Raw genomic sequence first — 18,985 nt, 5'->3', positions numbered from 1 at the left:
TTAATTAATCATTTCCAGAATTCGACGATTTAACTCATTTCGCCATCCATCAATGATTACATTTTTCAACATAAAATTTGCTTAAGAAAATAAAGAGGTCTGGTCGTCCACGTGCGATACTTTTAAAGAAATCAATGAGTTTTCAACTGGCTTATCTTCAACAATCCGACTGATGATTGAATTCTTCTCAATAACTATCGGTTTATCCTTTGTTCCAATCAGCTTCGTATTCGGTTCGATGCGCACTTGTTTATCAAGAATGACATAGTGTAGTTCTGCACCGGTACCAACATAGCTGCCTTGCATAATGATAGAACTATTGACAACTGCGTTTTTTTCGATAGTTACATTACGGAACACGATTGAATGCTTGACTTCCCCTTTTAATAAGCAACCATTTGCTATTAACGAGTCATTAACGTCTGAAGTCCGTGCATAATAGGTAGGCGCCTCATTCTTCACCTTGGTATGAATATTTTGGCTACCTTTTAATAGTGCGGTCAGATTGGCATCTTGAAGCATATCCATATTCGCGTTGTAGAACGCCTGGATAGAATTGATATTTTTCAAATAGCCGGTGTATTCAAATCCGTTTGTTTGTAATTTAATCATCGATTTATGGAGGACATCATTAAGATTGCAACGTTCATTCTCTGCAACCGTATTACGGATAAGCTTTGTGAAAAGCGAACTTTTCATCAAATAAATTTCCATATTAATAAATGATTTCTGATTACGTGCTTGCGTACTGCATGATCGTAGCGCACGAACGCGCCCATCTTCATCGATCATCATGCAAGACATCTCTTGGTCGTCTTCGGTCAAACGCTCAACAGATTTGTAAACGACTGTTATTGCGGCGCCTTGTTCAATGTGATTGCGGAGCACAGCCTGAATGTCTATATTACAGAGCGTACGCGACCCCATGACCACAACGTATTCAGCTTCTGATTTCTCAATAAATTCGAGATTCTGATAGTAATTGTAGATATCTCCATAACGACCAAGAGCTCTTGCCTCATGCTGATCGGCTGTGCCTGAAGAGAAGAAAAATAAGCCACCGTGAACGCTCTCTAGCCCCCATTCACTGCCGCTGTGAATATGATCGTAGATCGAACGTAAACTGTCTTTGCAAAAAAGACCGATTGTATCAATACCCGCAGTCGTCATATTGGTCAGAGGCAAATCAATCATCCGATAGCGACAGCAAAAAGGTAGCGCCGCCACAGGACGCACATGCGTTAACGGATACATTTCTCTTCTTGATTCAGTCAAGTTCAGTATGCCGCAAATTTTATTCTTCCTCATCACCAAGACCCCCCACGATTTCATTGTAGCCCACTACTTCAATCTGTTTGTCTCCGACTACCTGAGCATTATCCGCAAAAATGGCATGTTCACCGACTATGGCGTGGTCGATCGTCACGTTCTTTCCGATGACCGCATTAGCCATAATTACTGAGTTTCTAATTTTGCTGTTCGCACCTATTTTCACATTCTGAGAAATGATCGAATGATCAACTTCACCGGACACGTAACATCCATCAACGATTAATGACTCACGAACCCTTGCCTCCTTCGTCAAGTAATGCGGCGGAGCGACTGGATTTTTGGAATAAACGCGCCATGAGCGATCGCGAATATTCAATTCATGTTCCGGGTCAATAAAAGCCATATTGGCTTCCCAAAGACTTTCAATCGTTCCAACATCTTTCCAGTACCCGTCAAACGCATAAGCAAAAACATTTTCACCATTTGCTAAGTATGATGGAATTACATTTTTCCCAAAATCGTCCATGTTCTGACCGGTTGCATGGCTTTCGGTCAAGTATCGACGCAATACTTCCCAATTAAAAATATAAATGCCCATTGAAGCAAGATTACTCTTAGGGTGAGCCGGCTTCTCCTCAAAATCGATAATTCGATCGGTATTATCAGTATTCATAATGCCAAAACGTGACGCCTCGGCAAGCGGTACACGGATAACCGCGACAGATGCGGTCGCATTCTTAGCTTTGTGGAAATCAAGCATGCGTTCATAGTCCATTTTGTAAATATGATCGCCGGATAGTATCAGAAGATAAGTGGGTTGGTGACTGTCAATGAAACTGATATTCTGGTAGATGGCATGCGCCGTTCCTTCAAACCATTTCTCACCGTCAAGACTGGAATGCGGCTGCAGAATCGTCACACCGCCATCCCGATAATCCAGTCCCCAATAGGATCCATTACCAATATGACTATTCAGTTCTAAAGGCTGATATTGAGTGATAACCCCAACGGTACGTACTCCAGAATTCGAACAATTACTCAGTGAGAAGTCAATAATCCTAAATTTTCCGCCGAATGGAACAGCTGGCTTAGCGATTGTACGCGTTAATTTACCAAGTCGAGAACCTTGTCCCCCTGCTAATATCATTGCAATCATTTCATTTTTCATCACGAGCGGAAAAAGAATGGGCATCCATCTCTTTCCATGCACCCCCTTTGCACATTGGACCCTTTTAAATTTTATGAGTGATAAGTGAAACCATTACTTTTGAATACCGGAAAATAATCAAAAAAAGCAAGTTTAACAAATAATTTTTTTTACTCACATTTGTTTTCATTCCACGTTTGTATAATTTGAGCACATTATTTGAAAAGCAGCTTCTGGAAGTAAAAGAGCAGCTTCTATATTCACAACAATTTAACGATAAATTCCTCTATTTTGCGTATTTTCAGTGTTTTCACTTTATCTTAAACTTGAATTCGATCACCAGTGAGCGAGTGGTACAAGTTTAAATACGCTGTCGCAGAAGTATCCCAACCGAAATCAAGCTGCATGGCTTGCTGAACAATACGATACCAGTCGCTCGGATGATCCTTGTAAAAACGAACAGCTTGCCGCACCACATGAAGCATGTCATGCGCGTTATAATTAGCGAAACTGAACCCGTAGCCATCACCGGTGTACTCATTGTAAGGGACGACCGTATCTTTCAGACCGCCTGTTTCCCTGACAATTGGCAAACTGCCATAGCGCATAGCAAGCAGTTGGCCAATACCACACGGTTCGAATTTAGACGGCATTAAGAATAAGTCAGAGGCTGCATAAATTCTTCTTGCTAATGCATCGTCAAAATAAATATTGCAGGATACACTGTTTGGATACTGCGTTGCCAAATGACGGAAGGCTTGCTCATAATCTGAATCACCCGTGCCGAGCAGAACAAATTGTATGCCCGAATCGACCATTTCATGGAATACTCTAAGTACAATATCAATGCCTTTCTGATCAACAAGCCGCGTGATCATCGCAACCATCGGTATACCTTGATCAACAGGTAATCCAAGCTGATCTTGAAGCGCCGCTTTATTCGCTTTCTTTCCCTCAGGATTCGCATAAGGAAAAATCAGTGCCGGATCATCGTTTGGATTATAGCGCACGCGATCAATTCCGTTAACAATGCCATGCAGATCATGATTGCGCCAGCGTAGAAAACCGTCAAGTTTTTCCCCATAATACGGCATCTGTATTTCTGCCGCATACGTAGCACTTACCGTAGATAAACGGTCGGCAAATGCAAGTCCAGCTTTCATATAGCTCACATTTCCATAAAACTCCAAACCGTTCGGTTGGAAATACCAGTCATCAAGATCAAGCAGATCATGAAGGACAGATCTTGGATAAACCCCCTGGTATTGCAGATTGTGAATCGTGAACACGGTTTTTATTTTTTGATAAAATTTCTGGGATTGAAAGTAGTTGCTTTTCAGCAACGCGCAAATTGGTCCGGTTTGCCAATCATGGCAATGTATAACATCCGGTCTTGTGAACAGATACGGTAGAACATCCAAAACGGCGCGCGAGAAAAAAGCGAAGCGTTCGCCATCATCATAGTAGCCATAACAGCCATGTCTTTTGAAATAGTATTCATTGTCCAGAAAATAATAAGTAAGTCCGTCTGTTTGTAAGTAGAAAATCCCGCAATATTGTTTCCGCCAGCCGACAGGGACTGTAATACTTCTCAAAAAAGTCATCTGCTCCAAATATTTCGGGGCAATATCCTCATATTTTGGCAGTATCACACTGACCTCAGCATTCTGACGGAGCAATGCCTTCGGCAGCGCGCCCACAACGTCACCGAGTCCTCCTGTTTTGATGAATGGAACGCATTCTGAAGCAGCAAAAAGCACATGCATCTCTCTATCTCCTCTCAGTAGTCACTGAAAACCCTGTTATTCCTGCTTCAATTGTGAGCCGTAAATTCCTGCAATCTTTTTTTCGTCTCTTTCATAAAAATTGACATGCCAAGTGGTGGGAGGGTCACCTTTAGCGCATAGGGCTGATTATTCCATGGTGCATCTTCCGCTTCAACCGGTTCGGTATTACATTGGCCGCTCCCGCCGTAAAGCTCGGCGTCACTATTAAACATCTCAAGATAAGTACCGGCATTCGGCACACCAATCTTAAAATCGTGATAAACAGTTGGTGTAAAATTGCAAACGACAATACAATAATCGCCTTTTCGTTTTCCCCTGCGGATAAAACTAATCACACTTTGCTGGTTATTATCAGCATCAATCCATTCGAACCCTTCCCCTTCATGGTCAAGACGCCACAAGCAAGCATGTTCCTGATAAAAATGATTGAGAGCTGTCGAAAATTTCAAAAATGAACGATGTGTCTCGTATTGGTCCAACAATTTCCAGTCCACTTGTTCAAGATCTTTCCACTCATCGAATTGAGCGAATTCGCTGCCCATAAAGAGCAGTTTTTTTCCAGGATGTGTTATAAAGTAACCATATAACGCGCGTAGGTTGGCAAATTTCTGCCACATGTCTCCAGGCATTTTATTTAGTAGTGAACGTTTGCCATATACGAGTTCATCATGAGAAAAGGACAAGATAAAGTTTTCCGAATACGCATAGAGCATGGAAAATGTGATTAATTGATGATGATCCCGCCTTTGTTCCGGCGGAAAACTCATATAGCGAAGAATATCGTGAACCCAGCCCATATTCCATTTGTAGTTAAACCCAAGACCACCTTTATCCACAGGTGCAGTCACAAGGGGATAATCCGTTGCCTCCTCAGCAATCATCAGTGCTGAAGGGAATTTAATGAAAATGGTTGCATTTAGCTTTTTCAAAAATTCAATACCTTCGAGATTTTCTTCACCTCCATTTTTATTTGTCAATCGATAAGGCAAATCATCATTATGATTTAAGTAGACCATGGAAGAAACGGCATCAATTCTGAAGCCTTCAACATGGAATACATCCATCCAAAACCGCGCGCTCGAAATCAGAAAACTGACAACCTCATTCTTTGAAAAATCAAAGTTATATGTGCCCCATTGCGGCCGATCAGCTAGGCGGGGATCCACCGGCTCATAAAGAGGCGTTCCATCGAACCGGCCAAGACCATGTGCATCGCGGCAAAAATGCGCAGGTGCCCAATCCAAGATGACACCGATACCACGTGCGTGGCAGGCATCAACAAAATACATAAAATCTTCAGGACTGCCAAAACGACTTGTTGGTGCAAACAATCCAGTGACTTGATACCCCCAAGAGCGATCAAACGGATGCTCCATAATTGGCATCAATTCTATATGCGTAAATCCCTTATCACACACGTAATCCGGCAACTCGTCCGCTAATTCCCGATAACTCATCAACTCGCCATCCTTGGTTTTCCACGATCCAAGATGACATTCATAAATAGCCATTGGCCGATGATAAATATCGATCTTTTCGCGTGTCCTCAACCATTTGTGATCATGCCACTCATAACGATCCAGACGGGATGTCATCGATGCAGTTGCGGGCCGTTTTTCTGCATAAAAGGCAAAAGGATCCGCTTTAAAGATGATCGTACCGGAACGGGTTTCAATGGCATATTTATAACGTACATTTTCCGACAGATCCTGAATAAAGCCTGTCCAAACGCCTGAGTGCTTCACCATTTTAAGTGGATGACTATTGGGCTTCCAGTCATTGAAATCCCCGACAACCGATATGGCTCGAGCGTTCGGAGCCCATACAGTAAATCTGAAGCCGTTACCTAATTCGCCTTCAATGTAGTGTGCGCCAAATAGCTTGTAACCTTCATATAGTGTTCCCTCATGAAATAGATAGAGATCGAAATCGCTCGGATATAGTTGTGGCATGTTCTCAATGGTCAGCAATTCTACTCACGCCCTTGTCGAATATTATTCTTAATTTACTATTTCGCCGAATCTCTTTTTTTTCCTCTCAAACAAATCAATTTTTTTGATAAAATAAAAATATTTTGATAAATTATGACAGGATATTGTCACATTCAGTGATATTATTGGTTTCTTGCTTTATCTCTGAATACACTTTCCACGATTCTTTCACAGAAAAACAGTCATAACGGAACTCTGTTTCATTAATTGGGGTCTCTTTTTGAAATATTCGGTGTCTCTATCAGAAAAACTTGGCATAGCCAAGTCCTTTTTTAACAATTGCGCTTCGGTTGCTCGCTTGCCGCGGGCGCCGCGCGTCTCCTCAGACAAGTTAGAATCTGCGGGGTCTCACTTAGCTCGCTTTTCCCGTAGGCTTCTCGCGCAAAATCTTTTACATTCAACGCATAAAAAAAGATATCCCAAAGTCGATTTACCCTTAAGACATCCCTTTTGTAGTTTATTATTCTATAGCTCTGCTTAAGTCTGCTATTGATTTTAATTAAATACTTGCCATGTGTTCGCTTGCCGCTTGTGATCCTTTAGTAGTAACATCTATTCCGTCTAGGTCCGCGCAACATTTTTTCAATGAGGGAAGTTTCCAGTAGCGCGCAAATTATCGAGATGATGCCTCTGCCTCAGATCAAGCTGAACCAGTTTCATCTCTTCATCGTGTACACGTTCCACAAAGGATTCTGGAACCCCATGATAGGCGGCTTCGCCCATTTCAAAGTCAATCGGTACACTGCAATGAATGGCAGCAAGCCGACGGGAAAGCAGTAGCATATCCGTGTCTGCAACAATTTTTTTCTGCTGTCCTGCCGGGATTTCATCAAGTTTACCAAGAAGCGCATCAAGGCTACCAAATTGCTTGATCAGTTTCAGTGCTGTTTTTTCGCCGATTCCGTGCACCCCGGGATATCCGTCGCTCGCATCGCCCATCAACGCCTTGACATCAATGAACTGTTCTGGTGTAATGCCCATCACTTCTTGAAAGAGAGTTTCAGTAAATCGGTGATAGTTTCCATATCCTTTTTGCAGGAGACGCACATGTACATGGGGCGCAAGTAATTGCAATAAATCGCGATCACCGGTCACAATCCGAATGTCAATCTTTTGATGCAGGGTTCGAGAGAGTGTGCCGATACAATCGTCTGCTTCGTATCCAGCCACCCCAACATTGGGTATCCCGAACGCATCAGTCATCGAGCGTGCCAAGTCAAATTGAGGTAACATTTCAATTGGCGGCGCGCTGCGGTTCGCTTTATAGCCGTCAAACAGCTCGTGACGAAATGTTTTCTTACCCGTATCCCAGCATACCGCAACATACGACGGTTGAACCGCCTCAATTGCGATTAGCAAATGCCGCAAAAAACCTTGAACGCCGTTTGTCGGTACGCCTCTACCGTTTATCATAAATTGCCCGGAAGGTGCCGTTGCATAAAAAGCTCTGAAAAGTAGCGCCATCCCGTCAATCAGCAAGAGTTTCGGTCGCTTCAATTTCTTCCCTCATTTCTCGGATAATACTTTTTATTATAGCATAGACACTCCTCGCCGCTGGGAAGTTGTCCGCCTAATACCATTGCTAAAAAAAATCAGATCAGATAAAAGGCTACTATCAACCTTTATTTGATCCGATTCTAATTGATCGATTGACGCTGTGCTTAAAATTGTTGCTCCAAATGAATCCGCTTATTGATCGCGTAAATTATTGGCATGCCAATAAGCATGACGACGAATTCTCCGGAAGCAATCGTTAGCCAATTCATCCAGAATGGTATTTTTCCGGCGACACCAGCCAAACTAAGTTCCCATGCAATAATTGCCATTGAGGCAGAAAATATCACTGTATTGACGAGCAGTTTCACCCAGATATTTTTCAAAAAGCGAATAACGAGCGTAGTGACGAGCAATGAGAGTATCGATTGTCCGACCCCAAAAGTTAAATCAAAAGGTAACATTGGTGAGAAAAACAAATTAGCAAGAAAAACGCCACCAACGATTCCAAAAAAGTATTTTTTGTCAAAAACAATCAAATGATTCAACATTTCCGATAGCCGGAATTGAATGGCGTAAAAAGCAACGGGTTGACTAATATACGTCAAAACAATATAAATCGCCGCAATAATTGCATTCAACGCTAAAATTCTGAGTTTCAATTTCACGAAATCCTCCTTAGTTTTTTGATAGACGTGGGATGGTTTCGAACCACGTTATTATTGACAAACTTCATCAGTTTACAATAGTCGACGTTTGCTGTCAAACAATGACGGACAAGGTTTTTGCCTCCATCTGCCCACGCACACATTCCAACTAGTACATATACTGTATTATCACCTAACGAGGAGGTGTTTGTTGATGGGTGCTCCAGTAAACGGCGGTTGCGGATGCGGTGGAAGCAGCCTCGGAAGCGGCTTTGCTCTGCTCGTTGTTTTGTTTATCTTGTTGATTATTATCGGTGCTTCGTTCTGCTACTGATTTTAGAATCAGTTTGCCTCGACCCCGAACATCGGACCGCTTCGATTAATTGGCATCGTCAACAACGAAGCCAGCGTTAATCCTATATCAGTCCAAGTAAAGAGGCTACCAAATGTGGTAGCCTTTTTCTTCTCTAAGCATCATGCGATTGGATTATTCTTCGCGATTATTATTAGCCATTGTGATCATTAGGATGAAACGAATCAATTCCAACACTGAGACGAGCGCGGCAGCAACATAAGTCATCGCAGCCGCTGACAATACCTTTTTTGCCGACCGCTTTTCCTCTTCTTGAACAATCCCGAGATTAACAATCTGCTTTAATGCTCGACTTGAGGCATCAAATTCAACAGGCAGTGTGACAAGTTGGAAAAGTACTGCGGCAGCAAAGAACAAGACACCGATTGTCGCGAGCTGCATCGCACCGAAAATGAAACCTGCGATGATCAGGATATAGGAAAAGTTGGAACCAAGATTAGCGACCGGTACTAGCGCACTTCGCACACGCATAAATGTGTAATCCTTGGCATCCTGAATGGCGTGACCAACCTCATGCGCTGCAACGGCTGTGCCTGCAAGAGACGCACCATGATAAATGTCAGTAGAAAGATTGACCGTTTTATCGCGTGGATCATAATGGTCAGTCAGTGAACCTTCAACCTCACGAATCGTCACGTCATACAAGCCATTTTCATCCAGAATCCGTCGAGCGGTCTGTGCACCGGTCATCCCCGTTGAGTTCTCAACTTCTGAGAAACGGGCATAAGTCGATTTGACACGCATTTGCGCCCATAACGGAATCAGCATCAAGACAGCCATGTAAATCAAATATTGTAACATCCGCATTCCTCCAACAATTTCTATATAGTCAATTTTAGTCAAACTTATTCATTTTGTCAAAATTATGTTACAGACAATAAGAAACCATTTAATGAAAAGGTGCGGCGTGAAATTTTTTCCATGAGGTATAACCCAGAATACTGAACAAAAGGACAGCAAATATAGCTGTTAGAATAGCATAGCCGTGGTTGGACATTATCGGATTGACATTGAAAACCTGTTTTAATTCCGTTTCCATGACATTTATTTCTTGCAGCTGCTTGCGATTCTCTGTGGCATTATCACGTTGCTGATCGAGCCTTGTCACTTGATCTTCGATCGACTTTACCCTATCCGCTTGAGGGCCGAGGCTCATCGCGGGGTAGATAAGCGAATACTGATCAAGAAAACGGTTCAATGCCAGCTGGTATTCCTGATTTTGATGACGGCCCAATGCCCTTTTCATTTGGCTGATTGGGGATAACACCTGTGTACGCAATGCTTTCCAGAGCGGCTGCGATCCATCATTTGATAATGCATCCATACAAAGGCGCAGCACAATCGCGTTGTTCTCGATCTCACGCTTCGTTGCATCTGCATGCAAGGCAACTTGCACCTGATTCGCTGCTGTGGTGACAATCTGACTGTCCTGCTGTGAATAATGACTCTCCGCCACATGCCATTGAGAGAGGAATTGGTGAAGCAGGCTATCAGCAGCTGTTTGTTGACCGGCACTGGCGTATTGAAATATTTGATCGGAAAGGTCGATCAGTGTATCTTTTTGGCCGGTTTTCAAGGTGATACTATCAGCTTTTGCATCAAGCGGAAGCAAAAGCACGATGACGAGACCAATTATCGCAGCAAACCGTGCAGCATTCATCACTTGTCCTCCTCTAAACGGCTTGTTCAAAAGTATATGTTTCTGAAAACAAAAAAAGACCGGCACAAAGGAGATATATGCCGGCATTCTGAATTTTTATACATGTTTACGCTTTCATTAGATCGCATTAGAAAGCTAGTGGTTCTGGCCCTTGATCGTTTTCCAAAGCTTCGACAGTTCAATAAATTTATCTCGATCGCCAATATCGAGTGCATGATTGATTTGTTCATAGATAATGGTTTCAGCATAAGCGCGTTCTGCGGCGTTGGTTGCGTTCTCAGCTGCCTTCCCATAAGTCTCGTGAATCGAGAGCGGTGATGAGTCCTGGCTATCTTCCAAAACAGCAAAATACTCCGCGCTCGGCTGCACTGATTCCATATTAATCTTGATATACACCGGATCATCTTGATTAAGACGCAAATCATGAAAAGCTTTTTCGGGATCGGTCGTTCGAACCGCAGATTTAATATACTCAAAATCAGAATCGCGTCGAGAGTTGCAACTGATAACAATCGACCGCTCGCGCTGACCAATCGCTTCAACAAAATGAACAATATTCAACAGACGTTCATTGCTTCTGAGATAATTTAACAACCATATCGTTTCCCGATTATCCAGTACATGCTGTTCAATTAGCCATTTAATAAACACTTTCTTTTGTGTGCTCGTGACGATCTGTTCCAATTCTCTCATCCCCTCTCCGAAAATCGTGAACCAAAGTTCCTCCCTCTTATTCTATACTATTCGCTGCTTAATCGAAATCATCCTGCTTAAGCCTATTAATAAATTCTGCTAATTCATCATTTTCCGGGTTCAGTTTCAAAGCTCTTTCAAGCAAAATAAGTCCCTTTTCGGCATTGCCGATATCTCTTAGATAGTCGCCGTACTCCCTCAAAAATTCTGGATTCCCTGAAAAGTGCGACGAACAAGCTTGGTAGTAGTGTCCAGCTTCGTCAAGTCGATCCTCCTGATTATAAGCAGTTGCGAGGAACCATTGAAGCATTGGATCTTCAGGGTGCCTTTTTTCCAATTGCTTGATGATCGACTGATAATCGCCATTTTGTGCATATAATTCGATTAAGCGGATCAAAGACTGGGTATTTTCTGGATCCAACTCGAGGCACTTTTGAAAATAATATGCTGCTTTTTCATTTTGATGACTGGCTGCAGCTAAATTTGCTGCCTCAGTAAATAACCGATTATTATACTCGTCCTGTTCCAATCCCGCTTCAGCAATTTGCAGTGCTTTTTCTAGTTGCCCCTCCTGTTTGTAGGCATTCGCGAGCACTGGATATAATGTGCTATAACCTGGATCGAGCTCTCTCAATTCTTCGAGCGAAGAGATGACAATTGTGTTTTTTTGTAATCGAGAGGCAGCCATTGCGTACCCAAATAAACCATCAAGCCTTTTTTCTTTTTTTAATCCCTTTTGATAGGCAGTCAATGCCTCTTCAAATTTGCCGCATAGACTGTATGCCTCAGCGAGTTTTAAATCAATATTCTGATCCGCTAGCATTTTATTTTCAACAATTGCTTCGAAACAAGTTGCCGCATTTGCTGGCTGTCCGCAGGATAAATAAAATTCGCCGAGTGCGTCAAGGAGTAGTGGGTTGCCTGGGCTTATTTTCAATGCATGTTTCAATTTTCGTTCAGCAACCTCATCCAATCCTTCCAATTGATACAGCTCAGCTAGAAGAACTTGGGCACTGAGATAATTGCCATCACCTGACGAAATCTGCAACAGATAATCAATCGCCTGATCCTCTTGATCCTTATCAATCAATAAATCGGAGACCTGCAAAAGCAGCTCACTGTCATCTGGATAGCTAGCAAGCAGGCGCTTATAGACTGCTTCAGCTTCATCGAGAAATCCATAATTTTGGTAGATAGATGCGGCTTCAAAAGCAATTGCGTCATCAGGATCACTCACCAGATCCCGAAGCATCGACAGTCCCTTCTCAGTTTCGCCGCTCGCCATACACGCGTTGGCTTTCTCTATTTTATCCATTAACACTGCCTCCTTAAAAAGTTAAAACTACCTATCCGCTTCATGCGAGTACTATCAAACAATATCGAAACCTTTTTGATAAAAAAAAGGTTCAGCCGAAACTAATTGATAGTTTTCCGGATGAAAAATCTGTTCGGTACTCCCGACAAAAAGTATCCCTTTTGGTTCGAGTGATTGACTGATTTTATGATAAATGACTTGTTTGCCCTCTTCAGTAAAATAAATCAGTACGTTACGGCAAACGACGATATCAAACCGTCCAGGGGGATCATCATTCAGCAAATCATGCTGAATAAATTGAATTTCTGCTTTCAGTGCCGGATTGACTTGAAAGAGTAGACCAGTCTGCGAAATATAAAGTTGCCGTTCTTCTGCGGTTAATGAAACCAATGCCTGTTCAATATAGGTACCTGTTTCGGCTTTTGCAAGTACCTCACGATCAATGTCCGTAGCTGTAATTGAAAAATGACCTGCGGGAAAATAGCGTCTTAGCAGCATTGACAGGGAGTACGGTTCTTCCCCAGTCGAACAAGCAGCGCTCCAAATTGAGATTCTGCGCTTTTCTAGAGAAAGTTTTTTAATCTTCTCTTCGAGTACAGTCCAACGCGAACGGTTTCGAAAGAATTCAGTTACGTTAATTGTCATCCTGCTCAGAAATTCCTTCAGAAGAGCATCCGATTGTTGCATTGCTTGAAAATAAGCGACGAAAGATGGCATCTCTTTCTTGAGGCGTAACGTGTTAAGTCTTCGCCGCATTTGATCTTCTTTATAGTAAGATAAATTAATATTTGTCAAATGAAAAATTGATTCTTTAAATTGTTGATAATCCCTGTCTTCTCCCTGTGCCATTGCCTGCCACCTGTTTCTGCTCATTCCGCCCAAGCTTTTTAGAAAGAAAAACTAGACTTCGCCAAGTCTTTTTATTACAAAAATTACGCTCCAGCTGCTCGCTTGCCGCGGGCGATCGGTGAGCCTCCTCAGATAAACTGGAATCTGCGGGGTCTCACTTGGCTCGCTTTTCCCGCAGGCGTCTCGCGCCTTCGCTTCATTTTTCGCCAAAAGAATGCTTTCTTTTCTCTTAATAAAAACTAGGCTTCGCCAAGTCTTTTTTGTAACCATGCGCTTCGACTGCCCACATTCCTTACCCGTCAGGCGCCAGTGCGTCATTGTCGCAACTCTCGATCAAAATCATATGCTTTCTTAATTAGCAAAAAAGCACAGCCGGAAAGAAGAGGCTGCGCAATCGGTTACCAATCAATTAGTTCCGAGTTGTCAAAGAACAATCCGATTTCCCGCGAAGCACTCTCTGCTGAATCTGATCCATGGATCACATTACGATTCATTCGTGTGGCAAAATCGCCGCGAATTGTTCCTGGTAACGCCTTTTTCGGATCGGTCGGTCCCATCATCAGCCGTGCAATCTGGATAATATCTTCGCCTTCCCAAACCATGGCGAATACCGGACCTGACGTCATGAAACTGACAAGATCAGCGTAGAATGGCTTGCCCTGATGCTCTGCATAATGTTTTTGAACGAGCGTATCTGAGATAGTCATCAATTTACCTGCCAATAACTTAAAACCTTTCGATTCGAAACGGGCAATAATTGTTCCGATTAAACCCCGTTGTACAGCGTCTGGTTTCACCATTAAAAAAGTCTTTTCCATCATCTTAAACCCTCCAGTAAGTCAAGCGAATAGCTCTTGTTCTGTCAGCTCTTTTCGCTGTTTTAAAAGACTTGTAAACGTATACGAATTGCCAAACGATAAACGAACTCTTAATTTCTCCGTTTGCCGATGTACGCTGCAATCTCTTTAAGTGCTGCAGTCGCCCGCTTTGAGTCTGGCAAATCACTTAATATCTTCATGGCCTTCTCTAAATAACGCCTACTCAGCTGTTCGGAACGTTCGATCGCGCCTGAGAAGCGAATATCATGGATGACTTGGCGCCATGCTTTGTCATCTTTTTCCGGGTCAGATAATACAGAATCGACCTTTTTCCTTATCTCCGGATTCGCCCAAATCGCATAGAGCGTAGGCAATGTCAGATTGCCGTTTCTTAGATCGCTCCCGGCCGGCTTACCAAGTTCCTTCTCACTGCCCGTGAAATCAAGAATATCATCGGTAATCTGAAAGCTCATACCAATAAAATAGCCAAAGTAATACAGCCGTCGTGATAACATAAACGTACAGCCAGACGCCAATGCACCTAGCTGACAGCTGAGTGCCATCAAGAGCGCCGTTTTTCTTTTAATCCTCAATAAATAGCAACGAAGATTCTGTTCACTGTGGAAAAGCTGTTTGATCTGTTCAATTTCGCCAAGACTCAGATCACGAATGACTTTTGAAATCACACGATGTGCTTCCGCATTTTCAAAATGAGAAATTCGTTCAATCGCACGAGCGAAAATGAAATCACCAGTAAACATGGCAAATCGATTGTCCCATTTTGCCTTCACTGTTGGCTGGCCACGTCGTAGATCTGAGTTGTCTACCACATCGTCATGGACGAGCGATGCCATGTGAATCAATTCCAAGGTCACTGCGGCATCGATCACATCCTGCCGTTTTGGATCACCGTATTCTGAGGCCAAGAGCGCGAGTAATGGGCGAATTCTTTTGCCGCCTGCCTTGATTAAATCTGCAGCAGCGGACTCAATCATCGGATGATCCGATGAGACAGAGCGCCTCAATTCTTTTTCTATGACTGACAGATTTTTCTTTTGTTGATTGTATATTTGCACAAGCGTCATTCCGATACACCTTTCATCCCGACCTAGATGCTGCTCTGTTTGTATCCGGAGCAATTCTGATCAGAGTCCTTTGTATCTCTCCGGATAAACCCGATTACTTCTCACCTTGATGAATCGCAGCAATACCGCCCATAAGAGAGATGAAACTGACGTTCTTGAATCCTGCGTCTTTAAAGAGCGCAACCAATGATTCACGATCAGGGAATTTCTGTGTCGACTCATTAAGCCAGGCGTATTCTTTATAACTGCCAGCAAAAATTTTGCCAAGTATAGGCATAATCATTCTGAAGTAAAAGAAATAAACCTGCCGATAAACTGGAATTTTTGGTTGCGAAGTCTCCAGACAGACGAGTCGTCCACCTGGTTTTAGGACACGGTGCATCTCTTTCAGCACAGTCAAGTAATCAGGAACATTACGTAGGCCGAAACCAATCGTTGCTCGATCAAAGGTATCGTCAGTAAAAGGAAGATTCATCGCATCCCCAGTCACGAGCGTTACGTTCGCTGCACCAGCGGCATTGATTTTTGAACGAGCGACCTTCAGCATATTATCGCTGAAATCCAATCCAACCACTTGTCCCGATTCGCCGACTTCTTCTGCGAGCGACAATGTCCAATCGCCAGTACCGCAACAAACATCGATGGCCTTTTGCCCAGGTTCTGCAGAAACAACAGCGTTTGCTTTTTTGCGCCAAGCGATGTGCCGATTGAAACTGATTAATGAATTCATTGCATCATATTTTTTATAAATGGTCTGAAAAACATGATGAACTTTCTCATATTTTTCTTGCTGTTCATTTATCATATCGTGTGTCCCTCTTCCGTCGTTCCTGCAACTCTGAAGCGGGTGACCTGTTCTCTCAGATAAGACCAGACCAGCTCCCCATTATCGGCACCTGTCCGCTGATACGCGCCAGATGAAATTTCAAATTGTTCTCGGGCGATTTGTATTGTCGATTGTAGCCACTGCGCGTATGCTAAATGATTGAGTGAGAAACACCCCATCAAATAAGTCTGCAATTTGCTGTCCTTAGCGCCACGCTCCTGCATCAATCTTTTTAGCAAAAAGAACGATTGAAGAAGCGGCGTTAAATTGCCTCTTTCAAGTTTCTCGGCGATCGTCGTCACGAGCTTGCTTTCCACAATTTGCAACAATTTTATCATGTGTTCGCGTGCAATTGGAAACGGCGGATAGAACAATTCGCTTTTTTTGACATTATACTCCTGTATTGCGCGGGCAACCCAACCTGTAATTTCGGACTGATTGGCCTTAGCAAGAATGTAGTAGTAGAGCGAGCTATAATAATCGCCGGATAAGGCAATGAGCTGTCGTTTGCGAACCGCTTCCTGCCCCGTAGTTATCGAAGTGGTCATCTGTTCGTGCGTTTCAAGACCTAACTCCGCAACCATTAATGCCAGCGCACAGGTGCTGGCGAATGATTCATTCTCAAATCCGCCAAAGAGCAGATAATAGACAACCAGTTTATCCCAATCAATTTCTGGTTCACTCAGAAATTGCCGAACATAAGGATGGTTAATTTCATCTCTCAGCCTTTTTTTTAATTGATCCACCGCTTCAGTTAAAGACATATATTCATACTCCTACTATCAAGCCCCTCTGTCAGCGGTACAAACCGCAATGCGAGCCTTATTCAGATTTAATGACACCATGTTTGGTTTGTATCGTCGCCTTCCCATGGACTTTAATCGCAGATGTATGCTCGGTGAATTGAGCGATCAGTACTTCCCCCTGATCCAGCTTTTCCGTATGGAAAAATCGTGTTTCCGCACCGCGTGTCAGTCCGATAACATTAACACCGTCTTCTTCCGCTTTAATGACAAAATATTCTCCTAGCACTTCCTCACTTCTCGGATCCATCGATACACCTGCTTTCTAAAAATTCTTAGGAATGATTAATTAAAGATAGCGCTTCGGCGCGCGCTGCTCGATCCGTTTGAAAAATACCACGAACTGCCGACGTAATCGTCCGCGCACCCGGTTTCTTGATACCGCGCATTGTCATACACATATGTTCCGCTTCAACGACTACAATGACGCCATATGGCCTTAATGTCTCAACAATGCTATCAGCAACAGTTGTCGTCAGCCTTTCCTGAAGCTGCGGTCGTCGCGCGACGGCCTCAACCGCTCTTGCCAGCTTACTGAGTCCCGTGACACGTCCACCGCGCGGAATATAGCCGACATGTGCTTTTCCAAAAAAAGGAACAAGGTGATGTTCGCACATTGAATAAAATGGAATATCTTTGACAAGCACCAGTTCTTCATGTGATTCATCAAACGTCTTTGCTAGATATTCTCTCGGATCTTGCGACATGCCCTGAAATATTTCATCATACATGCGTGCAACCCGCTGCGGTGTTTCGATCAGACCCTGGCGATCTGGATCTTCACCAATTGCTTCCAAAATCATCCGAACAGCTTTTTCGATTTTCTCATGATCAACAGTCAACTTTGTTCCCCCGAACAGATTATCCTTCTGAAGAAAGATATATCTGCTTATGTATCATTAAAATTCAAAAATTCGGTGTGCACAACTCGCATCAACACGAGCCGACGCCGTAAAAGACCACGAATTCACTTTCGCGGTTTATGAAAATTTTAGCACAAAAAAAGATGAAAAGTAAAGAAAACGCTGCAACTCTGACCGTCAGGGAGGCATCGCTACCAATCAGCTTATCGAATTAAGAGCTTTTGAGTGATACGCTTAAGAAAAACTCGGCAAAGCCAAGTCTTTGTGCAACAATACGCTTCGATTATTTGCTTACCACAGGCAAGATCGATGCCTTCTCGAACCGACTTGAAACTGCGCAGCCCGTCTGGCCCGCTGTTTTCGCAAGGCGCCAGCACACATTGGCTTTTGGTCAGAAAAACAATATTAAATGTAAACATAGCAATCTCCTACAAAAAAAACTTGGCATAGCATTGTCTTAGCCAAGTCCTCTTTTGCAACAAATGTGCTTGGGTCGCTCGTTTGCCGCAGATACCGCGTAGCAGCAGACAAGCTGGAATCTGTGGGGGCGCTTAACTTCCTCTTCTCGTAGGCGCCAGAGCTCCTTTGCCACAATCTACGCGCAAAGTCTTATATTTTCTTGTTAAAAAAGAGTCATCACAAGGATGACTCTCTCGCAATTCTGATCGTCCTATGTATCAATTGATCATTGGACGGCATCTTTTAAAGCTTTGCCCGGCTTAAATGCTGGAATCTTGCTTGCTTTGATTTCAATTTCTTCACCTGTCTGCGGATTGCGCCCTTTACGCGCAGAACGTTCACGGACTTCGAAGTTTCCGAAACCAATTAATTGAACTTTATTTCCGCTTTTCAATGCGTCTTCAATCGTTGACAGGACAGAATCTACTGCTTTAGTCGCATCTTTTTTTGACAATTCGGTGCTTTCAGCAACCGCTGTAATCAATTCAGTCTTATTCAACATTTTCACCTCCTTGAGAAGGAATGCCTTCCCGTTTGCGCTGGAAGAAACATCAACAACGCTTATCATATACGAGTTGATGGAAGAATTCAACAGCTTTTATAAAAAATATTACCAATTAAATCCTATTTAAACCACAATACCATTTAGGAGCAGATAGAATGTAAGCGATTGCCAGTCCACAGACTCAATCACCATTTTCGCCACCTTCGCACTACAGCTCCTAAATTGATTTATTCCGCCCCTCATTATCATTGACGCGCTATGTTTTTTTTAAACATTTGGACAATGGTACATTTATTTTACGTAAAAATCGAGTAGGAGGAAGCCTTCGGCTTCCGACCTCTCACACCACCGTGCGTACGGTTCCGTACACGGCGGTTCCATAATTTACACGCATACGC

Annotated in this window: 19 protein-coding genes and 1 riboswitch; of the genes, 1 reads left to right on the top strand and 18 read right to left on the bottom strand. The window is 43.1% G+C overall.

The window, feature by feature from the left end; all coding sequences use genetic code 11:
• Positions 1 to 81: 81 nt before the first annotated feature.
• The 6 genes from glgD to JOC27_RS07900 form a co-directional block, all read right to left on the bottom strand.
• The gene (gene glgD, locus JOC27_RS07925; RefSeq protein WP_205006748.1) at positions 82 to 1,308 is read right to left on the bottom strand and encodes a glucose-1-phosphate adenylyltransferase subunit GlgD; all 1,227 of its coding nucleotides are present in this window, start codon (positions 1,306 to 1,308) and stop codon (positions 82 to 84) included.
• Entirely contained in the window at positions 1,295 to 2,440 is a 1,146-nt protein-coding gene (locus JOC27_RS07920) for a glucose-1-phosphate adenylyltransferase (RefSeq protein ID WP_205006799.1), read from the bottom strand. The genes glgD and JOC27_RS07920 overlap by 14 nt, the downstream gene beginning before the upstream one ends.
• A 299-nt stretch (positions 2,441 to 2,739) precedes the next feature.
• A complete protein-coding gene (glgA, locus tag JOC27_RS07915; RefSeq protein ID WP_205006747.1) occupies positions 2,740 to 4,185 on the bottom strand; it encodes a glycogen synthase GlgA in 1,446 nt (481 codons plus the stop codon).
• Between the two features lie 47 nt (positions 4,186 to 4,232).
• Positions 4,233 to 6,158: a 1,4-alpha-glucan branching protein GlgB gene (gene glgB, locus JOC27_RS07910; RefSeq protein WP_205006798.1), complete on the bottom strand. Its 1,926-nt coding sequence runs from the start codon at positions 6,156 to 6,158 to the stop codon at positions 4,233 to 4,235.
• Between the two features lie 621 nt (positions 6,159 to 6,779).
• Positions 6,780 to 7,694 carry a 5'-3' exonuclease gene (locus JOC27_RS07905; RefSeq protein ID WP_205006746.1) on the bottom strand — a complete coding sequence of 305 codons (915 nt, stop codon included), beginning with the start codon at positions 7,692 to 7,694 and terminating at the stop codon, positions 6,780 to 6,782.
• Between the two features lie 164 nt (positions 7,695 to 7,858).
• Positions 7,859 to 8,353 carry a QueT transporter family protein gene (locus JOC27_RS07900; RefSeq protein ID WP_205006745.1) on the bottom strand — a complete coding sequence of 165 codons (495 nt, stop codon included), beginning with the start codon at positions 8,351 to 8,353 and terminating at the stop codon, positions 7,859 to 7,861.
• A 10-nt stretch (positions 8,354 to 8,363) separates the two neighbouring features.
• A riboswitch (PreQ1 riboswitch) is annotated at positions 8,364 to 8,412 on the bottom strand.
• A 140-nt stretch (positions 8,413 to 8,552) separates the two neighbouring features.
• Here JOC27_RS07900 and JOC27_RS07895 point away from each other — a divergent pair.
• A complete protein-coding gene (locus JOC27_RS07895; protein ID WP_205006744.1) occupies positions 8,553 to 8,672 on the top strand; it encodes a YjcZ family sporulation protein in 120 nt (39 codons plus the stop codon).
• 153 nt (positions 8,673 to 8,825) lie between these two features.
• On the opposite strand, the gene JOC27_RS07890 is transcribed toward JOC27_RS07895, so the two are convergent.
• The 12 genes from JOC27_RS07890 to JOC27_RS07835 form a co-directional block, all read right to left on the bottom strand.
• Positions 8,826 to 9,512 (bottom strand): zinc metallopeptidase, encoded by a 687-nt coding sequence (locus tag JOC27_RS07890; protein WP_205006743.1) that lies wholly within the window; start codon positions 9,510 to 9,512, stop codon positions 8,826 to 8,828.
• Between the two features lie 88 nt (positions 9,513 to 9,600).
• Complete coding sequence (locus tag JOC27_RS07885; protein WP_205006742.1) at positions 9,601 to 10,371, bottom strand: sporulation protein YpjB; 771 nt, start codon at positions 10,369 to 10,371, stop codon at positions 9,601 to 9,603.
• A gap of 135 nt (positions 10,372 to 10,506) precedes the next feature.
• Complete coding sequence (locus tag JOC27_RS07880; protein WP_205006741.1) at positions 10,507 to 11,055, bottom strand: YpiB family protein; 549 nt, start codon at positions 11,053 to 11,055, stop codon at positions 10,507 to 10,509.
• A gap of 67 nt (positions 11,056 to 11,122) precedes the next feature.
• Positions 11,123 to 12,379 carry a tetratricopeptide repeat protein gene (locus JOC27_RS07875; protein WP_205006740.1) on the bottom strand — a complete coding sequence of 419 codons (1,257 nt, stop codon included), beginning with the start codon at positions 12,377 to 12,379 and terminating at the stop codon, positions 11,123 to 11,125.
• A gap of 54 nt (positions 12,380 to 12,433) precedes the next feature.
• Entirely contained in the window at positions 12,434 to 13,228 is a 795-nt protein-coding gene (locus tag JOC27_RS07870; protein WP_205006739.1) for a CheR family methyltransferase, read from the bottom strand.
• A gap of 398 nt (positions 13,229 to 13,626) precedes the next feature.
• Complete coding sequence (gene ndk / locus JOC27_RS07865; RefSeq protein WP_205006797.1) at positions 13,627 to 14,046, bottom strand: nucleoside-diphosphate kinase; 420 nt, start codon at positions 14,044 to 14,046, stop codon at positions 13,627 to 13,629.
• Between the two features lie 110 nt (positions 14,047 to 14,156).
• Entirely contained in the window at positions 14,157 to 15,131 is a 975-nt protein-coding gene (locus tag JOC27_RS07860; RefSeq protein ID WP_205006738.1) for a polyprenyl synthetase family protein, read from the bottom strand.
• A gap of 94 nt (positions 15,132 to 15,225) precedes the next feature.
• A complete protein-coding gene (locus tag JOC27_RS07855) occupies positions 15,226 to 15,936 on the bottom strand; it encodes a demethylmenaquinone methyltransferase (protein WP_205006737.1) in 711 nt (236 codons plus the stop codon).
• Complete coding sequence (locus JOC27_RS07850) at positions 15,933 to 16,721, bottom strand: heptaprenyl diphosphate synthase component 1 (RefSeq protein ID WP_205006736.1); 789 nt, start codon at positions 16,719 to 16,721, stop codon at positions 15,933 to 15,935. Before JOC27_RS07850 ends, JOC27_RS07855 begins: the two co-directional genes overlap by 4 nt.
• A 58-nt stretch (positions 16,722 to 16,779) precedes the next feature.
• Positions 16,780 to 17,010 (bottom strand): trp RNA-binding attenuation protein MtrB, encoded by a 231-nt coding sequence (gene mtrB / locus JOC27_RS07845; protein ID WP_205006735.1) that lies wholly within the window; start codon positions 17,008 to 17,010, stop codon positions 16,780 to 16,782.
• Positions 17,011 to 17,035: 25 nt separating this feature from the next.
• Entirely contained in the window at positions 17,036 to 17,602 is a 567-nt protein-coding gene (gene folE / locus JOC27_RS07840; protein WP_205006734.1) for a GTP cyclohydrolase I FolE, read from the bottom strand.
• Between the two features lie 706 nt (positions 17,603 to 18,308).
• Positions 18,309 to 18,581 (bottom strand): HU family DNA-binding protein, encoded by a 273-nt coding sequence (locus tag JOC27_RS07835; RefSeq protein ID WP_205006733.1) that lies wholly within the window; start codon positions 18,579 to 18,581, stop codon positions 18,309 to 18,311.
• Between the last annotated feature and the right edge of the window lie 404 nt (positions 18,582 to 18,985).

The organism is Sporolactobacillus spathodeae, from assembly GCF_016908935.1.
Classification (GTDB): domain Bacteria; phylum Bacillota; class Bacilli; order Bacillales; family Sporolactobacillaceae; genus Sporolactobacillus; species Sporolactobacillus spathodeae.
Note: the sequence above shows the minus strand (reverse complement) of the source record. Positions and strands in the feature narration are given on the sequence as shown.

Coding starts and splice junctions, on each gene's coding strand:
- JOC27_RS07875 (WP_205006740.1), bottom strand. CDS start 12,379: ATGGATAAAATAGAGAAAGCCAACGCGTGTATGGCGAGCGGCGAAACT.
- glgA (WP_205006747.1), bottom strand. CDS start 4,185: ATGCATGTGCTTTTTGCTGCTTCAGAATGCGTTCCATTCATCAAAACA.
- glgB (WP_205006798.1), bottom strand. CDS start 6,158: ATGCCACAACTATATCCGAGCGATTTCGATCTCTATCTATTTCATGAG.
- JOC27_RS07890 (WP_205006743.1), bottom strand. CDS start 9,512: ATGTTACAATATTTGATTTACATGGCTGTCTTGATGCTGATTCCGTTA.
- JOC27_RS07885 (WP_205006742.1), bottom strand. CDS start 10,371: ATGAATGCTGCACGGTTTGCTGCGATAATTGGTCTCGTCATCGTGCTT.
- JOC27_RS07895 (WP_205006744.1), top strand. CDS start 8,553: ATGGGTGCTCCAGTAAACGGCGGTTGCGGATGCGGTGGAAGCAGCCTC.
- mtrB (WP_205006735.1), bottom strand. CDS start 17,010: ATGGATCCGAGAAGTGAGGAAGTGCTAGGAGAATATTTTGTCATTAAA.
- JOC27_RS07860 (WP_205006738.1), bottom strand. CDS start 15,131: ATGACGCTTGTGCAAATATACAATCAACAAAAGAAAAATCTGTCAGTC.
- JOC27_RS07855 (WP_205006737.1), bottom strand. CDS start 15,936: ATGATAAATGAACAGCAAGAAAAATATGAGAAAGTTCATCATGTTTTT.
- JOC27_RS07870 (WP_205006739.1), bottom strand. CDS start 13,228: ATGGCACAGGGAGAAGACAGGGATTATCAACAATTTAAAGAATCAATT.
- glgD (WP_205006748.1), bottom strand. CDS start 1,308: ATGAGGAAGAATAAAATTTGCGGCATACTGAACTTGACTGAATCAAGA.
- JOC27_RS07920 (WP_205006799.1), bottom strand. CDS start 2,440: ATGAAAAATGAAATGATTGCAATGATATTAGCAGGGGGACAAGGTTCT.
- ndk (WP_205006797.1), bottom strand. CDS start 14,046: ATGGAAAAGACTTTTTTAATGGTGAAACCAGACGCTGTACAACGGGGT.
- JOC27_RS07850 (WP_205006736.1), bottom strand. CDS start 16,721: ATGTCTTTAACTGAAGCGGTGGATCAATTAAAAAAAAGGCTGAGAGAT.